General features: G+C 66.8%; 18 protein-coding genes, 1 pseudogene and 2 riboswitches. Of the genes and pseudogenes, 12 read left to right on the top strand and 7 right to left on the bottom strand.

Annotated features, from left to right (window positions below; all coding sequences use genetic code 11):
- The 3 genes and pseudogenes from LGN10_RS30875 to LGN10_RS30865 all read left to right on the top strand — a co-directional run.
- A pseudogene (locus tag LGN10_RS30875) lies at positions 1-126 on the top strand (IS630 family transposase); the annotation flags it as partial.
- A 20-nt stretch (positions 127-146) separates the two neighbouring features.
- A complete protein-coding gene (locus LGN10_RS30870) occupies positions 147-1,238 on the top strand; it encodes a sensor histidine kinase (protein WP_264163292.1) in 1,092 nt (363 codons plus the stop codon).
- Between the two features lie 405 nt (positions 1,239-1,643).
- Positions 1,644-2,384: a TRADD-N-associated membrane domain-containing protein gene (locus LGN10_RS30865; protein ID WP_060010644.1), complete on the top strand. Its 741-nt coding sequence runs from the start codon at positions 1,644-1,646 to the stop codon at positions 2,382-2,384.
- Between the two features lie 270 nt (positions 2,385-2,654).
- On the opposite strand, the gene LGN10_RS30860 is transcribed toward LGN10_RS30865, so the two are convergent.
- Complete coding sequence (locus LGN10_RS30860; protein WP_060967145.1) at positions 2,655-3,677, bottom strand: ABC transporter substrate-binding protein; 1,023 nt, start codon at positions 3,675-3,677, stop codon at positions 2,655-2,657.
- A gap of 140 nt (positions 3,678-3,817) precedes the next feature.
- Positions 3,818-3,939: riboswitch (guanidine-I (ykkC/yxkD leader) on the bottom strand.
- A gap of 432 nt (positions 3,940-4,371) precedes the next feature.
- Positions 4,372-4,503: riboswitch (guanidine-I (ykkC/yxkD leader) on the top strand.
- A 58-nt stretch (positions 4,504-4,561) separates the two neighbouring features.
- On the opposite strand from LGN10_RS30860, the gene LGN10_RS30855 reads away from it, so the two are divergent.
- From LGN10_RS30855 to LGN10_RS30825, 7 genes are all read left to right on the top strand, one after another.
- Positions 4,562-5,317 carry an urea amidolyase associated protein UAAP1 gene (locus LGN10_RS30855; protein ID WP_089466215.1) on the top strand — a complete coding sequence of 252 codons (756 nt, stop codon included), beginning with the start codon at positions 4,562-4,564 and terminating at the stop codon, positions 5,315-5,317.
- Between the two features lie 11 nt (positions 5,318-5,328).
- Positions 5,329-5,985, top strand: coding sequence for an urea amidolyase associated protein UAAP2 (locus tag LGN10_RS30850; protein ID WP_089466214.1), 657 nt, complete (start codon positions 5,329-5,331; stop codon positions 5,983-5,985).
- A gap of 79 nt (positions 5,986-6,064) precedes the next feature.
- A complete protein-coding gene (gene uca, locus LGN10_RS30845; protein WP_089466213.1) occupies positions 6,065-9,685 on the top strand; it encodes an urea carboxylase in 3,621 nt (1,206 codons plus the stop codon).
- On the top strand, positions 9,682-11,553 hold the full coding sequence (gene atzF / locus LGN10_RS30840; protein WP_089466212.1) for an allophanate hydrolase: 1,872 nt from the start codon (positions 9,682-9,684) through the stop codon (positions 11,551-11,553). Before uca ends, atzF begins: the two co-directional genes overlap by 4 nt.
- Before the next feature lie 64 nt (positions 11,554-11,617).
- Positions 11,618-12,592, top strand: a complete 975-nt coding sequence (locus LGN10_RS30835) for an ABC transporter permease (protein WP_226226034.1) — start codon at positions 11,618-11,620, stop codon at positions 12,590-12,592.
- Positions 12,593-12,637: 45 nt separating this feature from the next.
- Entirely contained in the window at positions 12,638-13,549 is a 912-nt protein-coding gene (locus tag LGN10_RS30830) for an ABC transporter ATP-binding protein (protein ID WP_226226033.1), read from the top strand.
- A 159-nt stretch (positions 13,550-13,708) separates the two neighbouring features.
- A complete protein-coding gene (locus tag LGN10_RS30825) occupies positions 13,709-14,446 on the top strand; it encodes a transporter substrate-binding domain-containing protein (protein ID WP_226226032.1) in 738 nt (245 codons plus the stop codon).
- Between the two features lie 50 nt (positions 14,447-14,496).
- Here LGN10_RS30825 and LGN10_RS30820 read toward each other — a convergent pair whose 3' ends face one another.
- Positions 14,497-15,429 (bottom strand): LysR family transcriptional regulator, encoded by a 933-nt coding sequence (locus LGN10_RS30820; RefSeq protein ID WP_104012676.1) that lies wholly within the window; start codon positions 15,427-15,429, stop codon positions 14,497-14,499.
- A gap of 209 nt (positions 15,430-15,638) precedes the next feature.
- On the opposite strand from LGN10_RS30820, the gene LGN10_RS30815 reads away from it, so the two are divergent.
- Positions 15,639-16,505 carry an NmrA family NAD(P)-binding protein gene (locus LGN10_RS30815; protein ID WP_059577522.1) on the top strand — a complete coding sequence of 289 codons (867 nt, stop codon included), beginning with the start codon at positions 15,639-15,641 and terminating at the stop codon, positions 16,503-16,505.
- Positions 16,506-16,723: 218 nt separating this feature from the next.
- Here the strand turns inward: LGN10_RS30815 and LGN10_RS30810 are convergent, their stop codons facing one another.
- Positions 16,724-17,641: a LysR family transcriptional regulator gene (locus LGN10_RS30810; RefSeq protein WP_059577525.1), complete on the bottom strand. Its 918-nt coding sequence runs from the start codon at positions 17,639-17,641 to the stop codon at positions 16,724-16,726.
- Positions 17,642-17,780: 139 nt separating this feature from the next.
- Between LGN10_RS30810 and LGN10_RS30805 the strand changes: the two genes are divergently transcribed.
- The gene (locus LGN10_RS30805; protein WP_060313868.1) at positions 17,781-18,545 is read left to right on the top strand and encodes an SDR family NAD(P)-dependent oxidoreductase; all 765 of its coding nucleotides are present in this window, start codon (positions 17,781-17,783) and stop codon (positions 18,543-18,545) included.
- A 68-nt stretch (positions 18,546-18,613) separates the two neighbouring features.
- Here the strand turns inward: LGN10_RS30805 and LGN10_RS30800 are convergent, their stop codons facing one another.
- The 4 genes from LGN10_RS30800 to LGN10_RS30785 all read right to left on the bottom strand — a co-directional run bounded on the left by LGN10_RS30800 (position 18,614) and on the right by LGN10_RS30785 (position 22,698).
- Entirely contained in the window at positions 18,614-19,846 is a 1,233-nt protein-coding gene (locus LGN10_RS30800; RefSeq protein ID WP_060010614.1) for an MFS transporter, read from the bottom strand.
- 340 nt (positions 19,847-20,186) lie between these two features.
- A complete protein-coding gene (gene aroE, locus LGN10_RS30795) occupies positions 20,187-21,020 on the bottom strand; it encodes a shikimate dehydrogenase (protein WP_089466209.1) in 834 nt (277 codons plus the stop codon).
- Positions 21,017-22,240 carry a CaiB/BaiF CoA transferase family protein gene (locus LGN10_RS30790; RefSeq protein WP_060010608.1) on the bottom strand — a complete coding sequence of 408 codons (1,224 nt, stop codon included), beginning with the start codon at positions 22,238-22,240 and terminating at the stop codon, positions 21,017-21,019. Before LGN10_RS30790 ends, aroE begins: the two co-directional genes overlap by 4 nt.
- Positions 22,240-22,698, bottom strand: a complete 459-nt coding sequence (locus tag LGN10_RS30785) for a MaoC family dehydratase (RefSeq protein WP_059577540.1) — start codon at positions 22,696-22,698, stop codon at positions 22,240-22,242. Before LGN10_RS30785 ends, LGN10_RS30790 begins: the two co-directional genes overlap by 1 nt.
- Position 22,699 lies beyond the last annotated feature (1 nt).

Raw genomic sequence — 22,699 nt, 5'->3', positions numbered from 1 at the left:
CGAATCGATCAATTCGTCTCCCACTACAACGAAAACTGCAAACCGTTCGTCTGGACCGCGTCAGCCGATTCCATCCTCGAAAAGCTGCATCGACTTTGCTCGCGAATCAGCGGAACAGGACACTAGCTGACTTCATCATACGAAACATGGAGCCGATACTGGTCCAGTGGGAGGCGTTTGCCGCCACGCTGTTACCGGCTGCGCGGCACATGAACTCGCATGGGCTGCGCGATCACGCGCGCGAGATCCTGACCGCCGTAGCCCAGGACATCGCCGTTCCGCAAACGCGGGAGGCACAACACGAAAAATCCTTGGGGCGCGCGGCCGAGCCGGCGAATGCCGCGGAGACGGCCGCGCAGACGCATGCCGTGCTGCGTGCGCGGCGCGGCTTCAACATCAACCAGTTGGTGGCCGAGTATCGCGCACTGCGCGCCAGCGTGCTGCGCTTGTGGATCGACGCATGTCAGCCGAGCCCGCCTCATCTGGACGACATGATTCGCTTCAATGAGGCGATCGATCAGGCGGTGGCGGAATCGGTCGCCTTTTTTACCGAACAGGTCGAGCAGTCGCGTAACTTGCTGCTGGGTATGCTGGGCCACGACATGCGCACGCCGTTGCAGACGATTCAGGTCACGGCGTCGTATCTCTCCGCACTCAATGCGGGCGAGGAAGTGTCCGAGGCTGCCGGCCGGTTGATCAGGAGCGGCGGTCGCATGCAGGGCCTTCTCGACGATCTTTGCGATTTCAACCGGACGCAGCTCGGACTCGGCATCAACGTCGTTCCTCGCCATGTCGATCTCGCACACGTGCTCGCCAATGTGGTGGACGAACTGCGGGCGGGGCACCCTGATCGCGATATCGACGTCGATATACGTGGCGACCTCCGCGGCGATTGGGACGATCAGCGAATGCAGCAGTTGCTGAGCAATCTGGTGGGCAATGCCGTGAAGTACGGAACGCCCGGGACGCCGGTGCGGGTGACGGCCGCGGCGAACGATTCGGAAGTGTTCGTCGAGGTCGGCAATCGCGGGCCGGTGATCGATCGGCTCACGCTGGACCGTATCTTCGATCCGCTGCAGCGTGGCGAGGACCGTCCGGACAGGAAGCGTGACGATGGCGGCCTGGGGCTCGGTTTGTTCATCGCCAACGAAATCGCGAAGGCGCATCGCGGCTGGATCGATGCGCGGTCCGACCGGACGGAAACGGTATTCACGGTGCGGTTGCCGAGAGGCGGGTGAAGTGGGGGAGCTGGGGAGACGCGGCTTCAGGCGGCTCGCCATCCAGCTTGCGGCCGGCGGTGGCGACAGGCCGTCACCGGCCAGTTTCAGACGCTCGTTGTTGGGCGAGCCTAGACTTTCAAGCGGCTGGTCCTCCTCAACAAGGGGCCGCTCCGCCTGAGCGGCTGGAGAGGGACAGCAAATCACCGTCCAGGTTGCATATCCGGTTCGCCTCGGTTCAGGAGCGAAACCTATTTCAAATGTAGTCCCAAGGGCTCCGCAGCTAAGCGCGTTATCGTCGGTTCGTTGAAATGACTCCAAGGCGGATCTTGGGAGATATGCCAGCCAAAGACGATTACTCTCCTCAGAAAAAGCGAAAATTCGGGCAAAATTCAAGCTTCCGAAACTGAGCGATGGCACCTTTCCATGTTCGATCCATATATGTCTGTTATCGCTTCGTTGCTGAAAGCTTGGCAACGGGGGGGAGCAAAGTCGCGTGCAGCGATGACGTTGGCAGTGCTCTTGGGTTTTGCTGCAGGAGTCATCGGCGCGCTCGGGCAAGACTCGACTATCGATCCAAAAGTTGCCACACCTATCGCGGTAGGCGCCGCCATTGTCGCGTTCATAACTCTTCTTGTGGTGTTAGCGTACGAGAGCGTTGCGGAACAGCTGGCCCGTGAGCAGCAGATTGAAAGCGTCGAGGAGCGGATTAGAGAGCATCCCGAGAAACCCCAGTTCGCTTGGGATTTAGCCCGCACAAAGCTCGAAAACTATCTGGATCGGAACTTGGCCCAAGTACGTTCGATCTATTGGCTGACACTTTTGGTTACGTTATGCGGTTTTGGCTTTGTGATGTATGGTCTGTTTCAAGCGTCGAAGTATCCCGACAAACTCCCGGTTTCCGTCATCGCATCTGCATCCGGAGTCTTGATTAGCTTTATCGGTGGTTCCTTCCTGCTTATCTATCGCTCGATACTGGCTCAGTCCAAAGAATATGTAACTGTGCTTGAGCGCATTAACGCCGTAGGGATGGCCGTACAGGTGATCGCCAGTATTCCGGATGCCAACGGGGACCTCAAGCACGGTACCACCGCGGAACTGGCGAAGCAGCTGTTGGGACTTTACGCGACCCGACGAAACGATGCAGAAGGCGAAGAAAGAAAATAGCGATTATTGACGTCGCGCCGTCGCCTACGGCCGTTCGTTAGCAGAGAGCGGCCATTGACGTGGCTCCACGTTCAACGGCGGCTAAGGGTCGCAAACAGCCATTCGCCTCTCGCCGCAACGGTCATTCAGCGTCGCCGCCATTCAGCCGGACACACGGCGACAAGCCAGGCAGCCAGACAATTAGCACTCCAGTCCGCAACCTGCGACCACCGGCATAGCCCACCGGCGCGTCGCACCGCGTCGCCGCGCGCGCCGGCAAGCCTCCCGCCATCAATGCGCGTCGATGAACCGCGAATCGATATACGCGTCGACGTCCTGCGACTGCTTGTACACCGCATTACGCACATTGAACGCATTCGCGTTGCGCGTCGAGCCGTAGATCGAATCGAGCCCGTCGCCCTTGCGGAACGCACGCTTCGCGGCCGCCTCGTCGAGCAGATGCGTGCCCTTCAGCAGCGGAAGGTATTGCGCCGGCGCGAGCCCGACGCGCGCCGACATGATCTTGACCGCATCGGCTTGCGTCTTCGGATCGTTGATGTACGCGACGCAGCGATACCAGACCTTGACCACCTTTGCCCAGTCGGCCCGGCGCGCGGCGAGGCTCGCCGGCGCGACGGTGATCGCATCGTAGATCAGCCCCGGCGCGTCCGCCGACGTGAAGATCGCCCGCGCGCCCGGCGCGCGCTTCAACGCCTCGCCGGCATTCGGTTGCCATGCGGCCACCGCCGCGATGTCGGCCGACGACCCGAGCACCTGCGGCAGCTCGTTGGTTTTCGCATTCACGAGCGTGACGTCGCTGTCCTTGAGCCCGTGCTTCTGCAGCGCGGTTTCGAGCAGAAGATGGTCGACCAGGCCGAGCTCGACGCCGATCTTCTTCCCCTTCAGCGCCTCGACGGTGCGCAGCGGCGGCTTCGCGACGATCATGTCGTTGCCGGCCGAATAGTCGGTCAGCAGGATCATCACGTTCTTCGCGCCGGACGCGCCCGTCACGAGCGCATCGCCGTTGGTCGCCGCGACCGCGTCCAGCTTGCCCGCGGAAAACGCGTCGAGCGACGCCGAATAATCGAACCATTCGAAATCGACGTCGACGCCGGCCTCCTTGAACCAGCCCTTGTCGAGCGCGACCTGGAACGCGACCCAGCCGGGCCAGTCGCTGTAGCCGATCTTCAGCGGTGCGGCAGCCTGTGCGGCGGGCGCCGCCCATAGCGCGGCAGCCGCGGCGGCGGCGCCCAGTGCGTGACGGATGAAACGGAAGGACGACAGGCGGCGGAACGCCGAGGCGGGACGGGTCATCGTTGTTCTCCAGGAGACCGGGATCGGGATCGTCGATACGGACCGTGCGCGAGCACACGTTCCGGCTGCGTGACCGGTTCCTGCGGATGTGCAACGAACGGGGCGGCCACGGAGAGGCGCGACGGCCGTTGCCATCGCCAATCTCCCGGGCTTTTGTCCCGCCGTGTAGCACGCGTGCACCCGCTCTTGCGATCGGATGAACCCGCGCCGGGCTGCTCTCGGACCAGACGTTCGATGAACCGGAACCCTAGCATCCCTAAGATGCGACGCCGCCGCACCTCTCGGCGTCATGCCGAGCGAGAAGCGTGCCAACGGCGCGGGGCAACGCGATTCAACGGCGGCGCATGGTGCGCTGAAGTTCGATGAAGCGGGCGGCGAACAGCGCGTGCAGTACGCGCCGGAGCAGGTCGAGCTTGTTCATGAAGGATCGGGGATGAGGTGGCGGTGCATGGATTCAGCAATGCCCATGCCATTGCGGATCGGCCGGTGTGCGAGCGCGCGACGCGCACTGCGCCGGTGCGCGGTTGCGTGTGCATGGTGCGCCGCGCGCCCGCCGCGAGGGCAAGCGAACGCGTCCGCCATTCGCATGCCGTGCGGCATCGCGCCGCCGGGCCGTGTCGTGCGGCGATCGGGCGACGGCTGGCACGCAACTCGCTTGTTCGATGCCCGAGAGGTGCGAAGCAATTTGCATCATCTTCAGGATCGCTAGGGTTCCGGTCGCGCGGCGTGCGCCGCGCGATGCCTGGTCCGAGAGCAATCCGGTCTTGCCTTCGCCTCGATACGAGGAAACGGCGAGGCTCCACGGAGGGATAAAAGCCCGGGAGGTCGCGATGTCGTTCGGTCGCCCTCTCACGCCTTTTGTCCAACCGACCCACGGAGCCGCCATGTCGCCGAGCCCCCAAGCCGTCCTCGCCCCACCGTCGCACGTCGCGTGGGAAACGCTGATTCCCGCCGGAACACACTGGTCCGGCATTCTGCGGCGCGGTCTCGCGCTGCGCATCGTCGATGTCGACGGCGGCGCGAACCTGTCCGCCGTCTTTCATCGTCAGGAAGATTTGCTCGAGCGCTACAACATGGCCGACACGCTGAAGGCGCAGCACACCGCGCATCTCACGCGCGGCCATGCGCTGTACACGGACATGGGGCGCGTGATCGCGTCGATCACCGCCGATACGCTCGGCTGGCACGATCCGCTCGGCGGCGTCGGCGATGCGCGGCTGTTCGCGCACAAGTACGGCACGTCGTCGTATCAGGCCAATCGCAACGCGATGATCCGCAACGGCCGCGACAGCCTCGTGCTCGAGCTCGCGAAATACGGGCTATCGGCACGCGACCTCGCCGCGAACGTCAACTTCTTCAGCAAGCTGAGCACGTACGACGACGGCGCGCTCGAATTCGTCGCCGGACATTCGCCGCCCGGCAGCGCGTTCGACCTGCGCTTCGAGATGAATACGCTCGCGGCGTTCTCGACCGCGCCGCATCCGCTCGACCCGCGTCCGGACTACGCGCCGAAAGCGGTGAAGCTGATCGCGTACCGCGCGTATCCGGCCGACGGCGCGGCGCCCGACGACGACCCGTGCCGGCGCGCGTGCGCGGAGAACACGCGCGGCTTCGCCAACACCGACCGTCTGTTCGCGTAAGGAGCGAGAGCATGCCGATCATCGAAAGCCGTCTCGACCCGCGCGACGCGATCCACGACATCACGCTGAACGCGGGCGACCCGTGGCTGCACGACCTGAAGTGCGGGCAGACCTTGCGCATTCTCGACCTGGAAGGCAACCAGGCCGTCGACACGCTGTTCTACCGCACCGACGCTCCCGAGGAACGCTACAGCGCGCAGGACACGATCCGCGCGCAGCGAAACCTGTACCTGAGCGCGGGCAGCGTGCTCGTGTCGAGCCATGGCAATCCGATGGCGACGATCGTCGCCGACACGTGCGGCCGTCACGACACGCTCGGCGGCGCATGCGCGGCCGAGAGCAACACGGTGCGCTATGCGCTCGACAAGCGCTACATGCACAACTGCCGCGACAGCTTCCTCAACGCGATCGCGCACTGCACGTGCGGCGCCGGGGCGCGGCTCACGAAGCGCGATCTCGTGGGCAACGTCAACTTCTTCATGAACGTGCCCGTCACGCCGCTCGGCGGGCTCACGTTCGAGGACGGCATCTCCGCGCCGGGCAAATACGTCGAGATGCGCGCGGAGATGGACGTCACGGTGCTGATCTCGAACTGCCCGCAACTGAACAATCCGTGCAACGGCTACAACCCGACGCCCGTGCGCCTCATCGTGTGGGAGGCGCAATGACCTGCCCCCACGCTCACTATTGTTCGCTGCCCCCCAAGGGGGCGGTTGCCTTCCTTGGGGCGGCCCGGCGGGAGGCAACATGAGATTCGCCAAAGTCCTCGTCGCGAATCGCGGCGAAATTGCCTGCCGCGTGATCCGCACGCTGAAGCGTCTCGGCGTCGCATCGGTCGCGATCTATTCGGATGCCGATCGCGACGCGCGCCACGTGGCGCTCGCCGACGAAGCCGTGCGGGTCGGGCCCGCGCCGGCGGCCGACAGCTATCTGAACGTCGCGGCCATCCTCGCCGCCGCGCGCGAGACCGGCGCGCAGGCCGTGCACCCCGGTTACGGCTTCCTGTCCGAGCACGCGGGCTTTGCCGACGCGTGCGAAGCGGCGGGCCTGCGCTTCATCGGGCCGCGCGGCGATCACATGCGCGCGTTCGGCCTCAAGCACACCGCGCGCGAACTCGCGGCCGCGCACGGCGTCGCGCTGCTGCCCGGCACCGGCCTGCTCGACGACGTCACGACGGCGCTCGCCGAAGCCGACGCGATCGGCTATCCGGTGATGCTCAAGAGCACCGCGGGCGGCGGCGGCATCGGCATGTCGCTGTGTCGCGATGCTGCGCAGCTCGGCGCGGCTTTCGAATCCGTCGTGCGGCTCGGCGCCGCGAATTTCGCACATGCGGGCGTCTATCTCGAGAAGTTCGTCGAACACGCGCGGCACATCGAAGTGCAGATCTTCGGCGACGGCCGCGGCGGCGCGATCGCGCTCGGCGAACGCGATTGCTCGGTGCAGCGCCGCAACCAGAAGGTGATCGAGGAAACGCCCGCGCCCGACCTGACCGACGCCGAGCGCGACGCGCTGCACGCGAGCGCGGTGCGGCTCGCGCGCGCGGTGGGCTACGCGTCGGCCGGCACGGTCGAATTCGTGTTCGACGCGTCCGCGCGGCGGTTCTATTTCCTCGAGGTGAACACGCGGCTGCAAGTCGAACATTGCGTGACCGAGGAAGTGACGGGCGTCGATCTCGTGGAATGGATGATCCTGCAGGCCGAAGGCGACCTGCCGCCGCTCGACACGCTTGCCGTCGCGCCGCGCGGCGCGAGCATCCAGGTGCGGCTCTATGCGGAGGATCCGAACAAGCAGTTCCAGCCGAGCGCCGGGCTGCTTACGCACGTGTCGTTTCCGGAGAACGTGCGGGTCGACGGCTGGATCGAGGCAGGCACGGAGATCAGCGCGCATTACGATCCGTTGCTCGCGAAGCTGATCGTGCGCGGCGACACGCGGCGCGATGCGCTGGCGGCGCTGCGTGCCGCACTCGACCGTACCGAGCTGTACGGGATCGAGACCAATCTCGACTACCTGCGCGCCGTCGTCGGCTCCGACACGTTCGCGCGCGGTGCGCCGACCACTGCCTTCCTGTCGCGCTTCGCGTTTGCGCCGCACACGATCGACGTGCTCGACGGCGGCGTGCAGACCACTGTGCAGCAGGCGCCCGGGCGGGTCGGCTACTGGAGCGTCGGCGTGCCGCCGTCGGGGCCGATGGACGATCGCGCGTTCGATCTCGCGAACGCGCTACTCGGCAACGCGCGCGACGCGGCCGGGCTGGAATTCACGATGGTCGGCGCGACGCTGCGCTTCAATACCGCGACGCTGTTCGTGCTCGGCGGTGCGCCGCTCGCGGCCACGCTCGACGGCGAAGCGGTGTCGTTCTGGCAGGTCGTGCGCGCACGGGCGGGTGCCGTGCTCAAGCTGGGCGGCGTGACGGGCGCGGGCGTGCGCGCGTGTCTCGCCGTCAAGGGTGGGCTGCAGGTACCCGACTATCTCGGCAGCAAGGCGACCTTCACGCTCGGCCAGTTCGGCGGCCATGCCGGCCGCGCGCTGCGCAAGGGCGACGTGCTGCATCTGCACGCGGACGCCGGGCGCGGCGACGCCGGCGCGACGCTGGCCGCGGCCGACGTTCCCGAGCTGACCCATGCATGGACGCTCGGCGTGCTCGACGGTCCGCATGGCGCGCCGGATTTCTTCACGCCGGACGACGTCGCGATGCTCTACGGCACGCAGTGGACCGTCCATTACAACTCCAGCCGCACCGGCGTGCGGCTGATCGGCCCGAAGCCGCAATGGGCGCGTGCGGACGGCGGCGAGGCGGGGCTGCATCCGTCGAACATCCACGACAACGCGTATGCGATCGGTGCCGTCGATTTCACCGGCGACATGCCGGTGATTCTCGGCCCGGACGGCCCGAGCCTCGGCGGCTTCGTGTGTCCGGTGACGGTCGTGCGCGACGAGCTGTGGAAGCTCGGGCAGTTGCGGCCGGGCGACACCGTGCGGTTCGTGCGCGCGGGCGTGTCGGCCGGGATATCGGCCGGGAAGCCGGCTGCCGCGATCGTGGATGCGACGCGTGACGTGGCAACGGCTGCATCCGGCGCATCCGACGATTGCGTGCTGCACCGCGACCCGTCCGCGGGCGGCGGCATCGGCGTCGTCTACCGGCGCTCGGGCGATCGCAACGTGCTCGTCGAATACGGGCCGCTCATGCTCGACCTGAACCTGCGCTTTCGCGTGCACGCGCTGATGGGCTGGCTCGACGCGCACCGGTTGCCCGGCATGCTCGACCTGACGCCGGGCATCCGCTCGCTGCAGGTGCAGTTCGACGCGCGGACGCTGCCGCTCGATGCGCTGCTCGCGCATCTGCAGGCGGCCGAGCGCGAGTTGGCCGACGTGGCCGACATGCGCGTGCCGAACCGCATCGTCCATCTGCCGCTTTCATGGGACGACCCGTCGACACGCGTCGCGATCGAACGCTACATGCAGTCGGTGCGGCCCGATGCGCCGTGGTGCCCGAGCAATATCGAGTTCATCCGGCGCATCAACGGCCTGGCGAGCATCGACGACGTGAAGCGCATCGTGTTCGACGCGCGCTATCTGGTGATGGGCCTCGGCGACGTCTACCTCGGTGCGCCCGTCGCGACGCCGATCGATCCGCGGCACCGGCTCGTGACGACGAAATACAACCCCGCGCGCACCTGGACGCCGGAGAACGCGGTCGGCATCGGCGGCGCGTATCTGTGCGTGTACGGGATGGAAGGGCCGGGCGGCTATCAGTTCGTCGGCCGCACCGTGCAGATGTGGAACCGCCACCGCACCACGCGGGAATTCGAAGCCGGCAAGCCGTGGCTGCTGCGCTTCTTCGACGAGATCCGCTTCTACGAAGTCAGCGAAACCGAGCTGAGTGCGCTGCGTGCGGATTTCATCGCGGGCCGCGCGACGCTGAAGATCGAGGAATCGGTGTTCGATCTGCGCGCCTACAACCGCTTCCTGAACGACGAGGCGGATTCGATCGCCGCGTTCAAGGCGACGCAGCAGGCCGCGTTCGACGCGGAGCGCGAGCGGTGGCGCGCGGCCGGCCATGCGGAATACGTCGGCGACGCGGAGCACGGCGACCCGCAAGCGGACCGGGTGGCGGCCGCGCTCGACGACACGCAGCGGGCGATCGCCGCGGACGTGTCGGGCAGCGTGTGGAAAGTGCTGGTGGAAGCCGGCGAGCGCGTGACCGAAGGGCAGGTCGTCGCGATCGTCGAGTCGATGAAGATGGAGGTGGCGGTGACGGCAACGGAAGACGGCACGATCGAAACGATCGATTGCGCGCCTGGCGCGGCGGTGGTGGCCGGCCAGCGGCTGATGGTGATGAAGGCGGGCGCCGCCGAGGAGGTCGCATGAGTACGACGGAACGCTCGATCCTGCCCGGGCTGCACTCGATTGCCGCGCTGCGCGCACGCTACGCGGCGGGCGGCCTGACGCCGCATGCGCTCGTCGACGCGATCGCCGCGCACTTCGACGCGGGCGACCCGCACCATGCGTGGATCCGGCCGCTGACGCGCGACGAGATGATGCCGTATGCCGACGCACTGGCCGGGCGCGACATCGCGTCGTTGCCGCTCTACGGCGTGCCGTTCGCGGTCAAGGACAACATCGACGTCGCCGGCATCCCGACGACGGCGGGCTGCCCCGCCTACGCATATACGCCCGAACGCAGCGCGCCCGTGGTCGAGCGGCTGATCGCGGCCGGCGCGATTCCCGTCGGCAAGACGAATCTCGACCAGTTCGCGACCGGGCTCTCGGGGCAGCGCTCGCCATACGGCGCGTGCCGCAATGCGCTCGACCCGCGCTACGCGTCGGGTGGCTCGAGTTCCGGCTCGGCCGTGGCCGTCGCGCTCGGCGTCGCGACGTTCTCGCTCGGCACCGACACGGCGGGCTCCGGGCGCGTACCCGCCGCATTTCATGGGCTCGTCGGGCTCAAGCCGACCCGGGGCGTGCTCAGCACGCTCGGCGTGGTGCCGGCCTGCCGGTCGCTCGATTGCGTGTCGGTGTTCGCCCGCTCGGCGGACGACGCGCGCACCGTGTTCGCCGCCGCGCATGGCGTGACGGAAGGCGATCCTTACGGGCGCGCCTGGCAGCCGCTGCTGGGCGCGGACGGCTTGCGCGCGCAGCCGGCGCGGCCGCTCGCGCAATTGCGTTTCGGTACGCCACGTGCCGATCAGCTCGAATTCTTCGGCGACGCATCGTATCGCGCGGCATGGGGTGCGGCGCTGGAACGGCTGCGCGCGACCGGCGCGCGGATCGTCGAGATCGACTTCGGCCCATTCCTGGCCGCCGCGCGGCTGCTGTACGAAGGCCCGTGGGTCGCCGAGCGGCTCGCCGCGATCGGCCCGTTCGCCGCGCGCGAGCCCGATGCGCTGCATCCGGTGATTCGCGAGATCCTCGGCGGCGCGTCGCGCTTCAGCGCCGCCGATGCGTTCGCCGCATTCGACCGGCTTGCGGCGCTGCGCGTCGATGCGGCCCGCGCGTGGGACGGCCTCGACGCGATCGTGATGCCGACCTCGGCGACGACCGCGACCGTCGATGCGCTCGAAGCCGATCCGATCGCGATCAATTCACGCTTTGGCTATTACACGAACTTCGTGAACCTGCTCGACCTGTCGGCGATCGCGGTGCCGGCAGGCACGTGCGCGACCGGGCCGCATGCGGGCTTGCCGTTCGGCATCACGTTCGTCGGTCGCGCGCACGACGATGCGCGGCTGCTCGATCTCGCGCAGGCATGGGGCGACGGCGTGGCGGCGGGCGGCGACGTACGGCCGCCTGCGGCCGCGATGCCGCCGGGCGTCGCATCGGCGGGTGTCGTGCGGGTGGCCGTCGTCGGCGCGCATCTGCGCGGCGAACCGTTGAATGGGCAGCTCACGCAGCGCGGCGCGCGCTTCGTCGCCGCGACCACGACCGCGCCGGCCTATCGTCTCTATGCGCTGTCCGCCGACGCAAGCGGCGGCGTCGCCAAACCGGGGCTCGTGCGCGTGCCGGACGGCGGCGCGCCGATCGCGGTCGAAATCTGGGAGATGCCGGTCGACGCGTACGGCAGCTTCGTCGCCGGTATTGCGGCGCCGCTCGGCATCGGCACGTTGACGCTCGCCGACGGTTCGCCCGTGCAGGGCTTCCTGTGCGAGAACGTGGCGCTCGACGAAGCGCAGGACATCACGCGGTTCGGCGGCTGGCGGGCGTACCGCGCGCAGGCCGCGAGCGACGCACGGCAATGACCGCACGGTCGCGCGATGCCGCGGCATTCGCGCGACCGGCACCCGAAACGATACGGAGATTCCGATGACAACGACCCGCAACACGACCGGCTGGCTCGCCGTGCGGCGCGAGCTGACGACGCGCGGCAAATGGACGCTCGGGCTGGCGTCCTTCCTGCTGCCGTTCGCCGTCTGGTGCCTGATCAGCTATGTCCCGTTCGTCTGGCATCCGCAAATGCGCATCACGAATCCGGGCAGCGTCGACTATTTCCAGGCCGGCATGCAGATCGATCGCGACGTGTTCGACGACGAGCTCGCGCATGCGCGTGCGGCGCACGCAGCCGTGCCCGAGGGCGAGCGCGCGAATCCGGTCTACCTGCCGGCGCCGCACCAGGTATTGCGCGCGTTCTACACGGCGTTCACGACACCGCCCGCGTCGCGCGACGGCGTGTGGCTGCACGAAAGCCTGTGGCACAGCATCCGCATCATCTTCTGGGGCTTCGTGATTTCGTCGGCGATCGGCGTGCCGCTCGGCATCGTCTGCGGCACCTTCAGTGCGCTCGCGCGGCTGCAGGAGCCGTTCCTGGAGTTCTTCCGCTACCTGCCGGCGCCCGCGTTCGGCGCGCTGATGGTCGCGATCCTGGGCATCTACGACGCGCCGAAGATCGCGATCATCGTGATCGGCACGCTGTTCCAACAGGTGCTGATCATCGCGAACACCACGCGCAAGCTCGAATACGGGCTGTTCGAGGCCGCGATGACGCTCGGCACGAAGAAACTGAAGCTGCTGACGCACGTCGTGATTCCGGGCGTGCTGCCCGATCTGTATCGCGATCAGCGGATCCTGCTCGGCTGGGCGTGGACTTACCTGATCGTCGCCGAGCTCGTCGGCACGAGTTCGGGCATCACGTGGTACATCAGCCAGCAGGCGCGTTACCAGCATTTCGACAACGTGTATGCGGCGATCCTGATGATCGGGATCATCGGCCTCGGCACCGATATCGTGCTCGCGCTGCTCGGCGGCCGGCTCTTTCCGTGGGACCGCACGCTGAAAGCGTGAGCGCCGCCCGCACGTATCCATCGACCGATTTCAGCAGAGGGCATCATGCAGAACCCGCAAGCCGTCCCCGATTACCTGATTCAATCCGACGCGGTGCGCGAGCGCTTCGCGCGACTGAAGGCCCGCGACGTGATACTCGACGTGCGGCACATCGGCAAGCGTTTCACGACACCGCAGGGCGAGTGTGTCGCGCTCGACGACATCAGTTTCCGCACGCATCGGCGCGAGTTCGTGTGCGTGATCGGCCCGTCCGGTTGCGGCAAATCGACGTTGATCCGGATCCTCGCCGGGCTCGACGCGCAGACGAGCGGCGACGTGCTGCTGGACGGCAAACCGGTGGACGGGCCGGGCGCCGATCGCGGGATGGTGTTCCAGGGCTATACGCTGTTTCCGTGGCTCACGGTGAAGAAGAACGTGATGTTCGGCCTGCGAATGAACGGCAGCAGCAGCGGCGTGGCCGAGCGCGAGGCGCTGCAGTGGCTCGATCTCGTCGGGTTGACGCGTTTTGCGGACGTGTATCCGCACCAGTTGTCGGGCGGGATGAAGCAGCGCGTGGCGATTGCCCGTGCGCTCGCGAACCGTCCGCGCATCCTGCTGATGGACGAACCGTTCGGCGCGCTGGACGCCCAGACGCGGGCGAGGATGCAGACGCACCTGCTCGACATCTGGCGCAACATCGACGTGACGATCCTGTTCATCACGCACGACCTCGACGAGGCGATCTTTCTGGCCGACCGGATCCTGGTGCTGAAGGCGAACCCCGGCGGCGTGCAGGAACTGATCGAGGTGCCGGTGCCGCGGCCGCGCGATTACTCGCAGGTCAATACGCCCGAGTTCATCGCGACGAAGGCGCGGCTCGAAGCGCTGATTCATCCGAAGGAGGCCGCGACGGCCGAAGACGACGGCATCAAGCCGCACATGATCCGGATGACGGACGTGGCGGACAACGTCGAATAGCGTGGAGCCAGTTCATTCTGGAACGCCTGACGGTCTCGCCAAAATAATGTCGTCAATTTGCTTACACCCGAATTAATTTTGTCCGCTCTTCGTGGATCTCGACTTCCCACGGTAAGCTGATGAACTCCTGATCGATTCTTCGGCCTGCAGGACAATGCGATGAAGGTAACCATTGCGTACATCGAGGAACCGCCGTTCGGCTGGACCGAAGCGGACGGCACCGCCATGGGTGCCGATCTGGAGCTCGCGGCGACGATCCTGCGACAGATCGGCGTTACCCGGATCGAGTATTGCCCGACGACGTTCAGCGAATTGCTACCCGGCGTCGCATCGGGTCACTGGGACATGAACGTGCCGCTGTTCGTGACGCCGCAGCGCGCCGATACCGTCGCGTTCAGCGTGCCGGTGTGGGGCATCGAGGACGGCTTTCTGGTGCGTCCCGGCAACCCGAAAGCGCTCACGAGCTATGCGTCGATCGCCGAACGTCCCGATGCGCGCCTCGGCATCATTGCCGGACAGGTCCAGCAGGATTCCGCGATGGCGTCAGGCGTGAGTCGGCGGCAAATCGTCGTGTTCGAACAGCAAGCCGACGCGATCGCGGCCGTTCTCTCCGGCGTGATCGACGCCTATGCGAGCACGGCGCTGGGGAATCGAATCGTTGCGAGCCGGATAGGCAGCGCGATGATCGAGGCCGTCGCGCACGAGCCGGGCGTCAACGGCGCACGGCGAGCGCCTCCGCTCGGCGCGTTTTCATTCAACCGGGAAAACCGGCGTCTTCTCGACACGTTTGATCGGCAACTTCGTGCCTATCTCGGCTCGCCGGACCATCGCGCCCGCATGGCGAGATTCGGACTGACCGCGCGCAAGATCGATCCTGCCCTCGCGCAGACAGTGTAGCTGGCGCTCGCCGGCGGGCCGCCGCGCGCTCGCGAGCCGGCGCCGGAGCACTAGCGCGTGCCGACGCCCCCGTGCATGCTCGACAGTTCGACCAGAAAATCCAGGAACGCGCGGGTCTTGGCCGGCACGTGATGCCGGGACGGGTAGTACGCGTATAACGGATACCGCTCGTCCGCCCATTCGGGAAAGAGATTGATCAACCGGCCGTCGGCGATCAGCGGCTCGGCACCGAGCAGCAGCATCTGCGCGATGCCGGAACCGGCGACGCATGCGTTGAGCAGGGCGCCTGGATCGTTGACCGTGAGGCGTCCGCGGGTGTCGACCACGATGCGTTTGCGCTTGCGATGGAATTCCCACGCGAACGGCTTGCCTGTTTCCGGGTTCCGAAATTCGAGGCAGCGGTGGTTGCGGTTTTCGAGGTCCTCGGGTTTTTCCGGCCGCCCCCGGCGCGCGATGTACGCGGGCGCCGCGACCGTCACGACGCCGGTATCGAGCAGCTTTCTCGCGATCAGGCTGGATGCCCGCGGTTCGCCGAATCGCACGGCGAGGTCGAAGCCGTCCATGACGAGGTCGCCCAGGCTGTCTCGCGCCATGAGTTCGATTTCGAGTTCGGGATGGGCGTCCATGAACGCATCGAGCCGTTGCCCGAGAATGGCGCGATAGACGACGGGATCCAGATTGATGCGCAGCTTGCCGCGCACCGCGGACGCGCCACCCGCGGCCGCCGCGGCGGCTTCCTCCAGCCCGGCGAGATGGGGCATGACCTGCTCGTAAAAGCGGCGGCCCTCTTCGGTCAGCGACACCGACCGCGTCGTGCGGTTGAACAGCCGGATATTCAATTTTCTTTCCAGCCGCGCAATCGCTCGACTGACGCCCGGCGGCGTCATGCCTATCACGTCGGCGGCGGCCGCGAACGTCCCGGCATCGACCACGGCGGCGAACACGCTGATGCCGCCGGACAGTTTCTCGCTACTGGATCTCATGGTTGCTCGAATGAATACGGTTGGCGGATCGCGAGCGACCCGCGGAAGGCCGGCACGCCCACGCCGCATGATGCCCATTGCCGGGCGTGCGCATCGATCATGCCGAATTGATGACGCGTTGTCACTAATATGATGCCATCCATGTCGTTTTGTTTCGGCCGGCGTTTGTCCACAATGCGACCCACGCATTCACACATGGAGAACGAGCAATGTATGCAATCACTGGAATCACCGGCAAGGTCGGCGGCGCGCTGGCCCGTGAGCTGCTGGCCTCGGGTCGGCCCGTGCGCGCGGTCGTGCGCGATGCGACGCGGGCCGCGGCGTGGGCGGCGCGCGGGTGCGAGATGGCGACCGCTTTCATGGAAGACGCTTCGTCGCTCGCCGCCGCGTTCGCCGGCGCGACGGGCGTTTTCATCCTGCTGCCGCCGGTGTTCGATCCGGCGCCCGGGTTTCCCGAAGCGCGGAAGGTGATCGAAGCCGTGTCCGCCGCGCTGCTGAAGGCGCGCCCCGAAAGGGTCGTGTGCCTGTCGACGATCGGCGCGCAGGCTGATGAGCCCAATCTGCTCACGCAACTCACGCTGATGGAGCAGACGCTGCGCGAGCTGCCGATGCCGGTGACGTTCCTGCGGCCCGGCTGGTTCATGGAGAACGCCGCGTGGGATGTCGCGTCCGCGCGCGACGATGGCGTCGTCGCCAGCTACCTGCAGCCGCTCGACAAGCCCGTGCCGATGGTCGCCACCGCGGACGTCGGCCGCGTGGCGGCGGACCTGCTCCAGCAGACGTGGCGCGGGGTGCGTGTCGTCGAGCTCGAAGGGCCGCGCCGGGTGAGCCCCGACGATCTTGCACAGGCCTTCGCTCGCGTTTTGGGTCGGGACGTGCGCGCGGAGGCCGTCGACAGGCGAACGTGGGAAGCGCTGTTTCGCGCGCAGGGCATGCAGCACCCGCTCCCGCGCATGCGCATGCTGGACGGTTTCAACGAAGGCTGGCTCGATTTCGAAAGTGATCCTGACGAAATCCTGCGTGGCCGCGTCGCGCTGGACACGGTGCTGGGCGAACTGGTGTCGCGTACGGTCTGACGCATCGGATGGCCGGCGAGACGGGCGGGGTTGCGGTTCGCCGAACGCCTCGGCCCGGACGCCACGTCGTCGCGATCATGTGCGACACGGGCGTGAAGTATCTGAAGTCGTTCGCGCAGACGGTCGGCCGACGGCCTTCTCTGGGGGCCGTAGCGGTCGATCGGTCGAACCTGATCAAGTCCTTGAAGATCAGGTATCCCCAGCGTTTTCCGCGCGCGTCACGTTGGCCATCGCCAGACTGGATTGCCCAGATGTTCGGCTATGTAGTCGGACAATGCCGTCACCTTCGCGGGGCGCGCCCGTGCCGACGGCGTAACGAAATAAAGCCCACCCTTCGTCAGCGACCAGTCGGTGAGAATGGCTTCGAGACGGCCATCGGCCAGATAGTCGTAGGCGATGAACTCCGGCAGCTCGGCGATCGCGAGACCATCGAGCAGCGTCGGCAACAGCGCATCGGCGTTGGTGACGCGTAGCGGGCCCGTCGGCATGACCGACTCCTCGTCGCCCGCGTCGTTCGTGAAACGCCAGACGGCACTACGCGCACGATAGGCGTACGAGAGGCAGGGGCGATCCGCGAGTTCGCGCGGATGCGCGGGTTTTCCTTCGCGACGCAAATATTCCGGCGACGCCACCACGAATTGCGTGACTGCGCACAACCGCCGCGCGACCAGCGACGAATCCGGCAGCGCGGCGATACGCAATGCGGCGTCGAATCCATCGGCGATCAGATCGACCGACGCATCCGATAAATGCAGGTCGATCGACACTTCCGGATACGCGCGAAAGAAGCCCGGCAGCAATGGCGCGACCCAGCGCAGCCCGAACGACATCGGCACGGTCAGGCGCACCAGCCCGCGGGGCTGCACCGACATTTCGCGCGCCGAGCTTTCCGCCTCCTCGGCCTGGCGATAGATCTCGCCGGCTTTCTCGCTGATCGTCCGGCCGAACTCGGTCAGCGAGAGCTGGCGCGACGTCCGATTGAACAACCGCGCGCCGAGCCGGTCTTCCAGGCGGGCCACGCCGCGCGAGACGGTGGCGACCGACACCCCGGTCGCGCGCGCCGCAGCCGCAAACGACCCGTGCTCGGCCACCTTCGCGAACATCGCGAGCCCTTCGAAGTCGGGTAGGTACGCCATTGCGCCTCATCCTTGCATTTATGCAACGTTTGATTGCGATCAATTCTATTTCGAAAAGATCAGGCCGTCGATATTCTCCTCACATCGCACTACGCGACACCTGACGCAAACACCACTGATCAACGAAAGGAGCAATACCATGGCACGCAAGCTCGACAACAAGATCGCACTCGTCACCGGCGCCACCAGCGGCATCGGTCTCGCCACCGCCCAGCGCTTCGCCGCTGACGGCGCGCACGTCTATCTCACGGGCCGCCGCCAGGCCGAGCTCGATGCCGCCGTGGAAGGGATTCGCGCAGCCGGCGGCCACGCGACGGGCGTGCGTTCCGATTCCACGAAGCTCGACGAACTCGACGCGCTGTATGCGCAAATCAAGGAAGAGCACGGGCGCCTGGACGTGTTGTTCGTGAACGCCGGCGGCGGTTCGATGCTGCCGCTCGGCAGCATCACCGAGGCGCATTACGACGAAACGTTCGATCGCAACGTAAAGGGCGTGCTGTTCACCGTGCAGAAGGCGCTGCCGCTGCTTGCCGAGGGTGCATCGGTGATTCTGACCGGCTCGACGGCGGGCAGCGCGGGTACCGCTGCGTTCAGCGTGTATTCGGCTTCGAAGGCGGCGGTGCGCGCGTTTGCGCGCAGCTGGATTCTCGACCTCAAGGAGCGCCGCATTCGTGTGAACACGATCAGCCCCGGCGCGACCCGCACGCCCGGCCTGCTTGATCTTGCCGGTGACGATGCGGCTCAGCGGCAGGGGTTGGCCGATTATCTGGCGGCCCAGATTCCGATGGGACGCCTCGGCGAGCCGGGCGAGATCGCGAGCGCGGCGCTGTTCCTCGCTTCAGACGATGCGAGCTTCGTGAACGGCATCGAATTGTTCGTCGATGGCGGGCAGCAACAGATCTGAGCGTGGCTGATCGACGCGACGTCGGGCAGGCGTTCGCGTCGCTTCGCCCGCCGACTGCCCGAAGCAACTCATCGACCATCCACCGCGCGTGCCGGAGCCGTTGCCGCGCCCAACTTCGCGCCACCGATTTTCGGCAACCACGCAAACGCGATCGTGACCAGCGTGACGCCGACGACGAGCATCGGCACCACCATCGGCCACGCGCCCGACTGATAGCGCGGATCGGTGAAAACCGCCGCCGTCTGTCCCACGCTGAAAGCGAAGAACATCATGATGAAGCCGGACCAGGATACCGCGCGGCCGGCAAGATGAGGCAGGCCGCTCACCGCCCCTGCCTGCCCGCATGGCTGATGGATCCCGTGGCCGAGACAATACACGCCGTGCCCGACGAGCAGCGGCCAGATGCTGCCGGGAAGCAGCACACACCCCAACGCCTGGATCACCGCGCCGGAAAGACTCAGCGTCGCGCCCTGGCGCACCGTTCGGAGCATGCTTTGACGTCGGAGCAACTGGCGGCAGCCGTAGGTGCTCAGGACATAGACGAGCGTCCCGCTCGCCGGTATCCAGCCGTATCGCTGGGGCGAGATGCCGAGATACCGGATGTAGACCGTCGGAGACAGCAGCAGAAAACAGAACATGCCGGTGTACGTCGACGCGGCCAGCAGCGTCCATACCCTGAACGGGGCATCGCTGAATATCTCGCGCACGTCCCCGGTCGAATTCCGGCGCGGCGCGATACTGGCGGCGCTCTCCTCGAAGCCGTACCAGCACATGACGAGCAAGCCGAACGCATACAGGCTCATCCCCGCGAGTACCCATCGCCAGCCGGCGTGCTGCGTGACATACGCACCGACAATCGGGGCAAGGAACGCCATCATCCCCATTCCCATGAAACCGCGCGCCATCACGTACGGGCCGTCGCCCGCCGAGTACCGGTCGCGTACCGCCGCACGGGCGCATACCAGGATCGCGGCCATCGCAAAGCCCTGCATCGCACGTGCGGCCACCAGCATCGGGGCGGTTGATGCGAGCGCCGCCGCCAGTGCGGTCAGCGCATAGAGCGCCAGGCCGGTCAGCAAGACGGGGCGGCGGCCGAACCGGTCGGAAAGACTGCCCATCGGCAATTGTCCGATACCGAATATCAACGCGAAAACCGTGAGGCTGACGCTGGCCGAGCCCAGCGTTGCAGCGATTTCCGGTAGCGCCGGCAGGTAACTGTCGGTCGCCACCGGCTGGGCCGCCAGCAGCAGCGGCAACATGAGCGCGAAGTTCAGGCGAGCGGGGCGCGTGGTGTCCGGCATGACGGTGTTCGGCAGGGTATCGGGTGAGCGGTGAAGGCAGCGGCAAGGCAAGGGCGCCCGGCGTGTGAGCACTGCGGCGGCAAGCTGAAAAAATGCGGGGTGGAAGCGGTGCCGAACACGCCGGCGCATCGATCGCCGGCTGGCCGCGCAATGATGCTGGCATGGGCTTGCGTGCGACGCGCAACCGATCGTATTCGGCAATTGCCGACCGGTTGCGCGTTCGCTCGCCGCAGGTCGTTCACCGGGGAGGCGCCGGGCCTGCCGTCTCGCGCCTGCCGAGGCTGTCGCGATCGATGCCGTCGCGCATCGGGATCGCCTGCATGCCGATCCCATTGCCGGTTCAGTCGAACGGCACGGCCAGCCGATCGATCACCGCGCTGGTCTCGGGGCGCACGCCGCGCCACCATGCGAACGCTTCGGCCGCCTGTTCGACCAGCATGCCGACGCCGTCCGCGATCCCGTGCACGCCGGCGTTTTTCGCGAGCCGGAGGAACGGCGTGAGACGCTTGCCATAGGCGAGTTCGTAGGCGGTTCCCTTCGGACTGAACACGCTCGGCGGGACAGGCGGCAGGTCGCCGGTCAGGCTGGCCGACGTCGCATTGACGACCAGGTCGAAACGTCCCATCCGCGCGAGGTCCGCGTAGCTGCCGGCAACCAGCGGGCCTCGCCCGGCGACCTGCGCGGCCAGTGCGCGCGCCTTGTCGACGTCGCGATTCGCGATCACGAGTTCCGCCGGGCCGGCTTCGAGGAACGGCAACAGCGCGCCGCGCGCCGCGCCGCCGGCACCGAGCACCAGCACGCGCTTGCCGGCCATCGGCAGATTGAGGTTCGCTTCGATATCGCGAACCAGCCCGATTCCGTCGAAGTTGTCCGCCAGGATGCGGCCGCCGTCGAACTTCAGCGCATTGGCCGCGCCCGCGAGCCGCGCACGCTCGCTGCGTTCGTCCGACATCGCGAACGCGTCGAGCTTGAACGGCGCGGTGACGTTGATACCTTTGCCGCCGCCCTCGAAAAACGCACGTACCGCGGCAGCAAAGGCGCCTGCCGGCTCGAGCGGGCCCTCGATCGCCGTATAGCGGAGGTCCTGCCGCGTCGCTTGCGCGAAGAGGCCGTGAATCAGCGGAGATTTCGTGTGTCCGATCGGATTGCCGATCACCGCGTATTGGTCGGTCATGATTGGCTCGCTTTCGAATAGAGGACGCCGTCGGCCTGCATCGCGTCGATTTCGGCCGCATCGAACCCGAGGGAACGCGCGACTTCCGCGTTGTGCTGCCCGAGATCGGGCGCGACGTCGCGAATCGTCGTATCGCAATCGGAGAACCGGAACGGCAAGTTGGGCAGGCGCAGCGTCCCGTAGCGTGGATGCTGTTGCTCGACGACCATGCCTCGGGCCTGGATCTGCGGATCGTTCAACACCTCGTCGATGCGCTGCACCTTCGCGCAGGGCACGTCGATGCCGTCCAGCAGGTCCAGTACCGACGCGACGGAACGCGCGGCCACCCACGGCTCGACCACCGACAGGATTTCCGCGCGGTGCGCGTTGCGCCCGGTGCTGTCGTGAAACCGCGTGTCGGCGCCGAAATCCGCGGGGCCGCCGTGCGCCGCGATCAACTCGGCGAAGCGCTTCCACGCATCATCCACCTGCGCGGCGATCACGAGATCGCCGTCCGCGGCGCGGAACACGCCGTAGAGTGTCGACGTCGGCATGTCGTGCCCGGTCTGCTCGGGCAGCACGCCTTTCAGCGTGTAGCACTGCACCGCATACTCGTGCATCGACACCAGCGTGTCGTACAGCGCCATGTCGACGTGTTGCCCGCGGCCGCTCTTCACGCGCCCCAGCAGCGCGGCGTTGATCGCCGCGACCGCATGAATGCCGGTGTACATGTCCCCGAGCGAAATGCGCAGCAGCGGCGGGCGCTCGCCCGGCGTGCCGACCATCTGCATGATCCCGCTCTTCGCTTCGGCGATCAGCCCGAAGCCCGCGCGATGCGCATCGGGGCCGGTGTGACCGTACGCCGAAATCGAGCAGTAGACGAGGCCCGGATTGCGCGCCGACAGTTCGGCATAGCCGAGCCCGAGCTTGTCCAGCGCACCCGGACGATAGTTCTCGATGAAGACGTCGGCGGAGTCGCACAGCCGCTGCATGAACGCCTTGCCGCGCGCGTCCTTCATGTTCACGCTCACGCCGCGCTTGCCCATGTTGAGCTGCAGGAAGTAGCCGCTTTGCTGGTCGTCGAGCACGGTTGCGTGCTGTCGCCCGGCGTCGCCGGTGCCGGGACGCTCGACCTTGATGACTTCGGCGCCGAGCGCCGCGAGACAGCGCCCGACATACGGGCCGGCGAGGAAATGGCTGTAGTCGACGACGCGAATGCCTTCGAGGGGACGGGCCTGCATCACGGTGCCTCCGGACGGCGCGGCACCATCAGACGATGTTCGCCGCGTTGAACGACCTGCCCGTCCTGATTGATCAGCTCCGACGGCAGCACGACGATGCCCCAGTCCGGGCGGCTCTTGCTGGCCCGCATCGAGCCGACGCGGAACGTCACGTGCAGCACGTCGCCGACCTTGATCGGCAGCAGGAAATCCCAGGTCCAGCCGAGCGACATGCCCGGCAGGAAGCGATAGTCGCTCTGCGTTTTCAGGCCGTCGGCGATGGATAGCCCGAACAGCCCGTGCGCGACGAGGCAGCCGAAATGGCTCGCGTTCGCGTATGCCTCGTCCACGTGAACGGGCGTATGGTCGCCGGTGAGGTCGGCATACGCGAGAATGCGCTCCTTGGTCACCCGGTAGGTCGGGCTCGTGCACGTGTCGCCCTCGCGCGCGTCGTCCCAGTATTTTTCGACGATCGTCATG

The organism is Burkholderia sp. AU32262, from assembly GCF_020419985.1.
Lineage (GTDB): Bacteria > Pseudomonadota > Gammaproteobacteria > Burkholderiales > Burkholderiaceae > Burkholderia > Burkholderia semiarida.
Note: the sequence above shows the minus strand (reverse complement) of the source record. Positions and strands in the feature narration are given on the sequence as shown.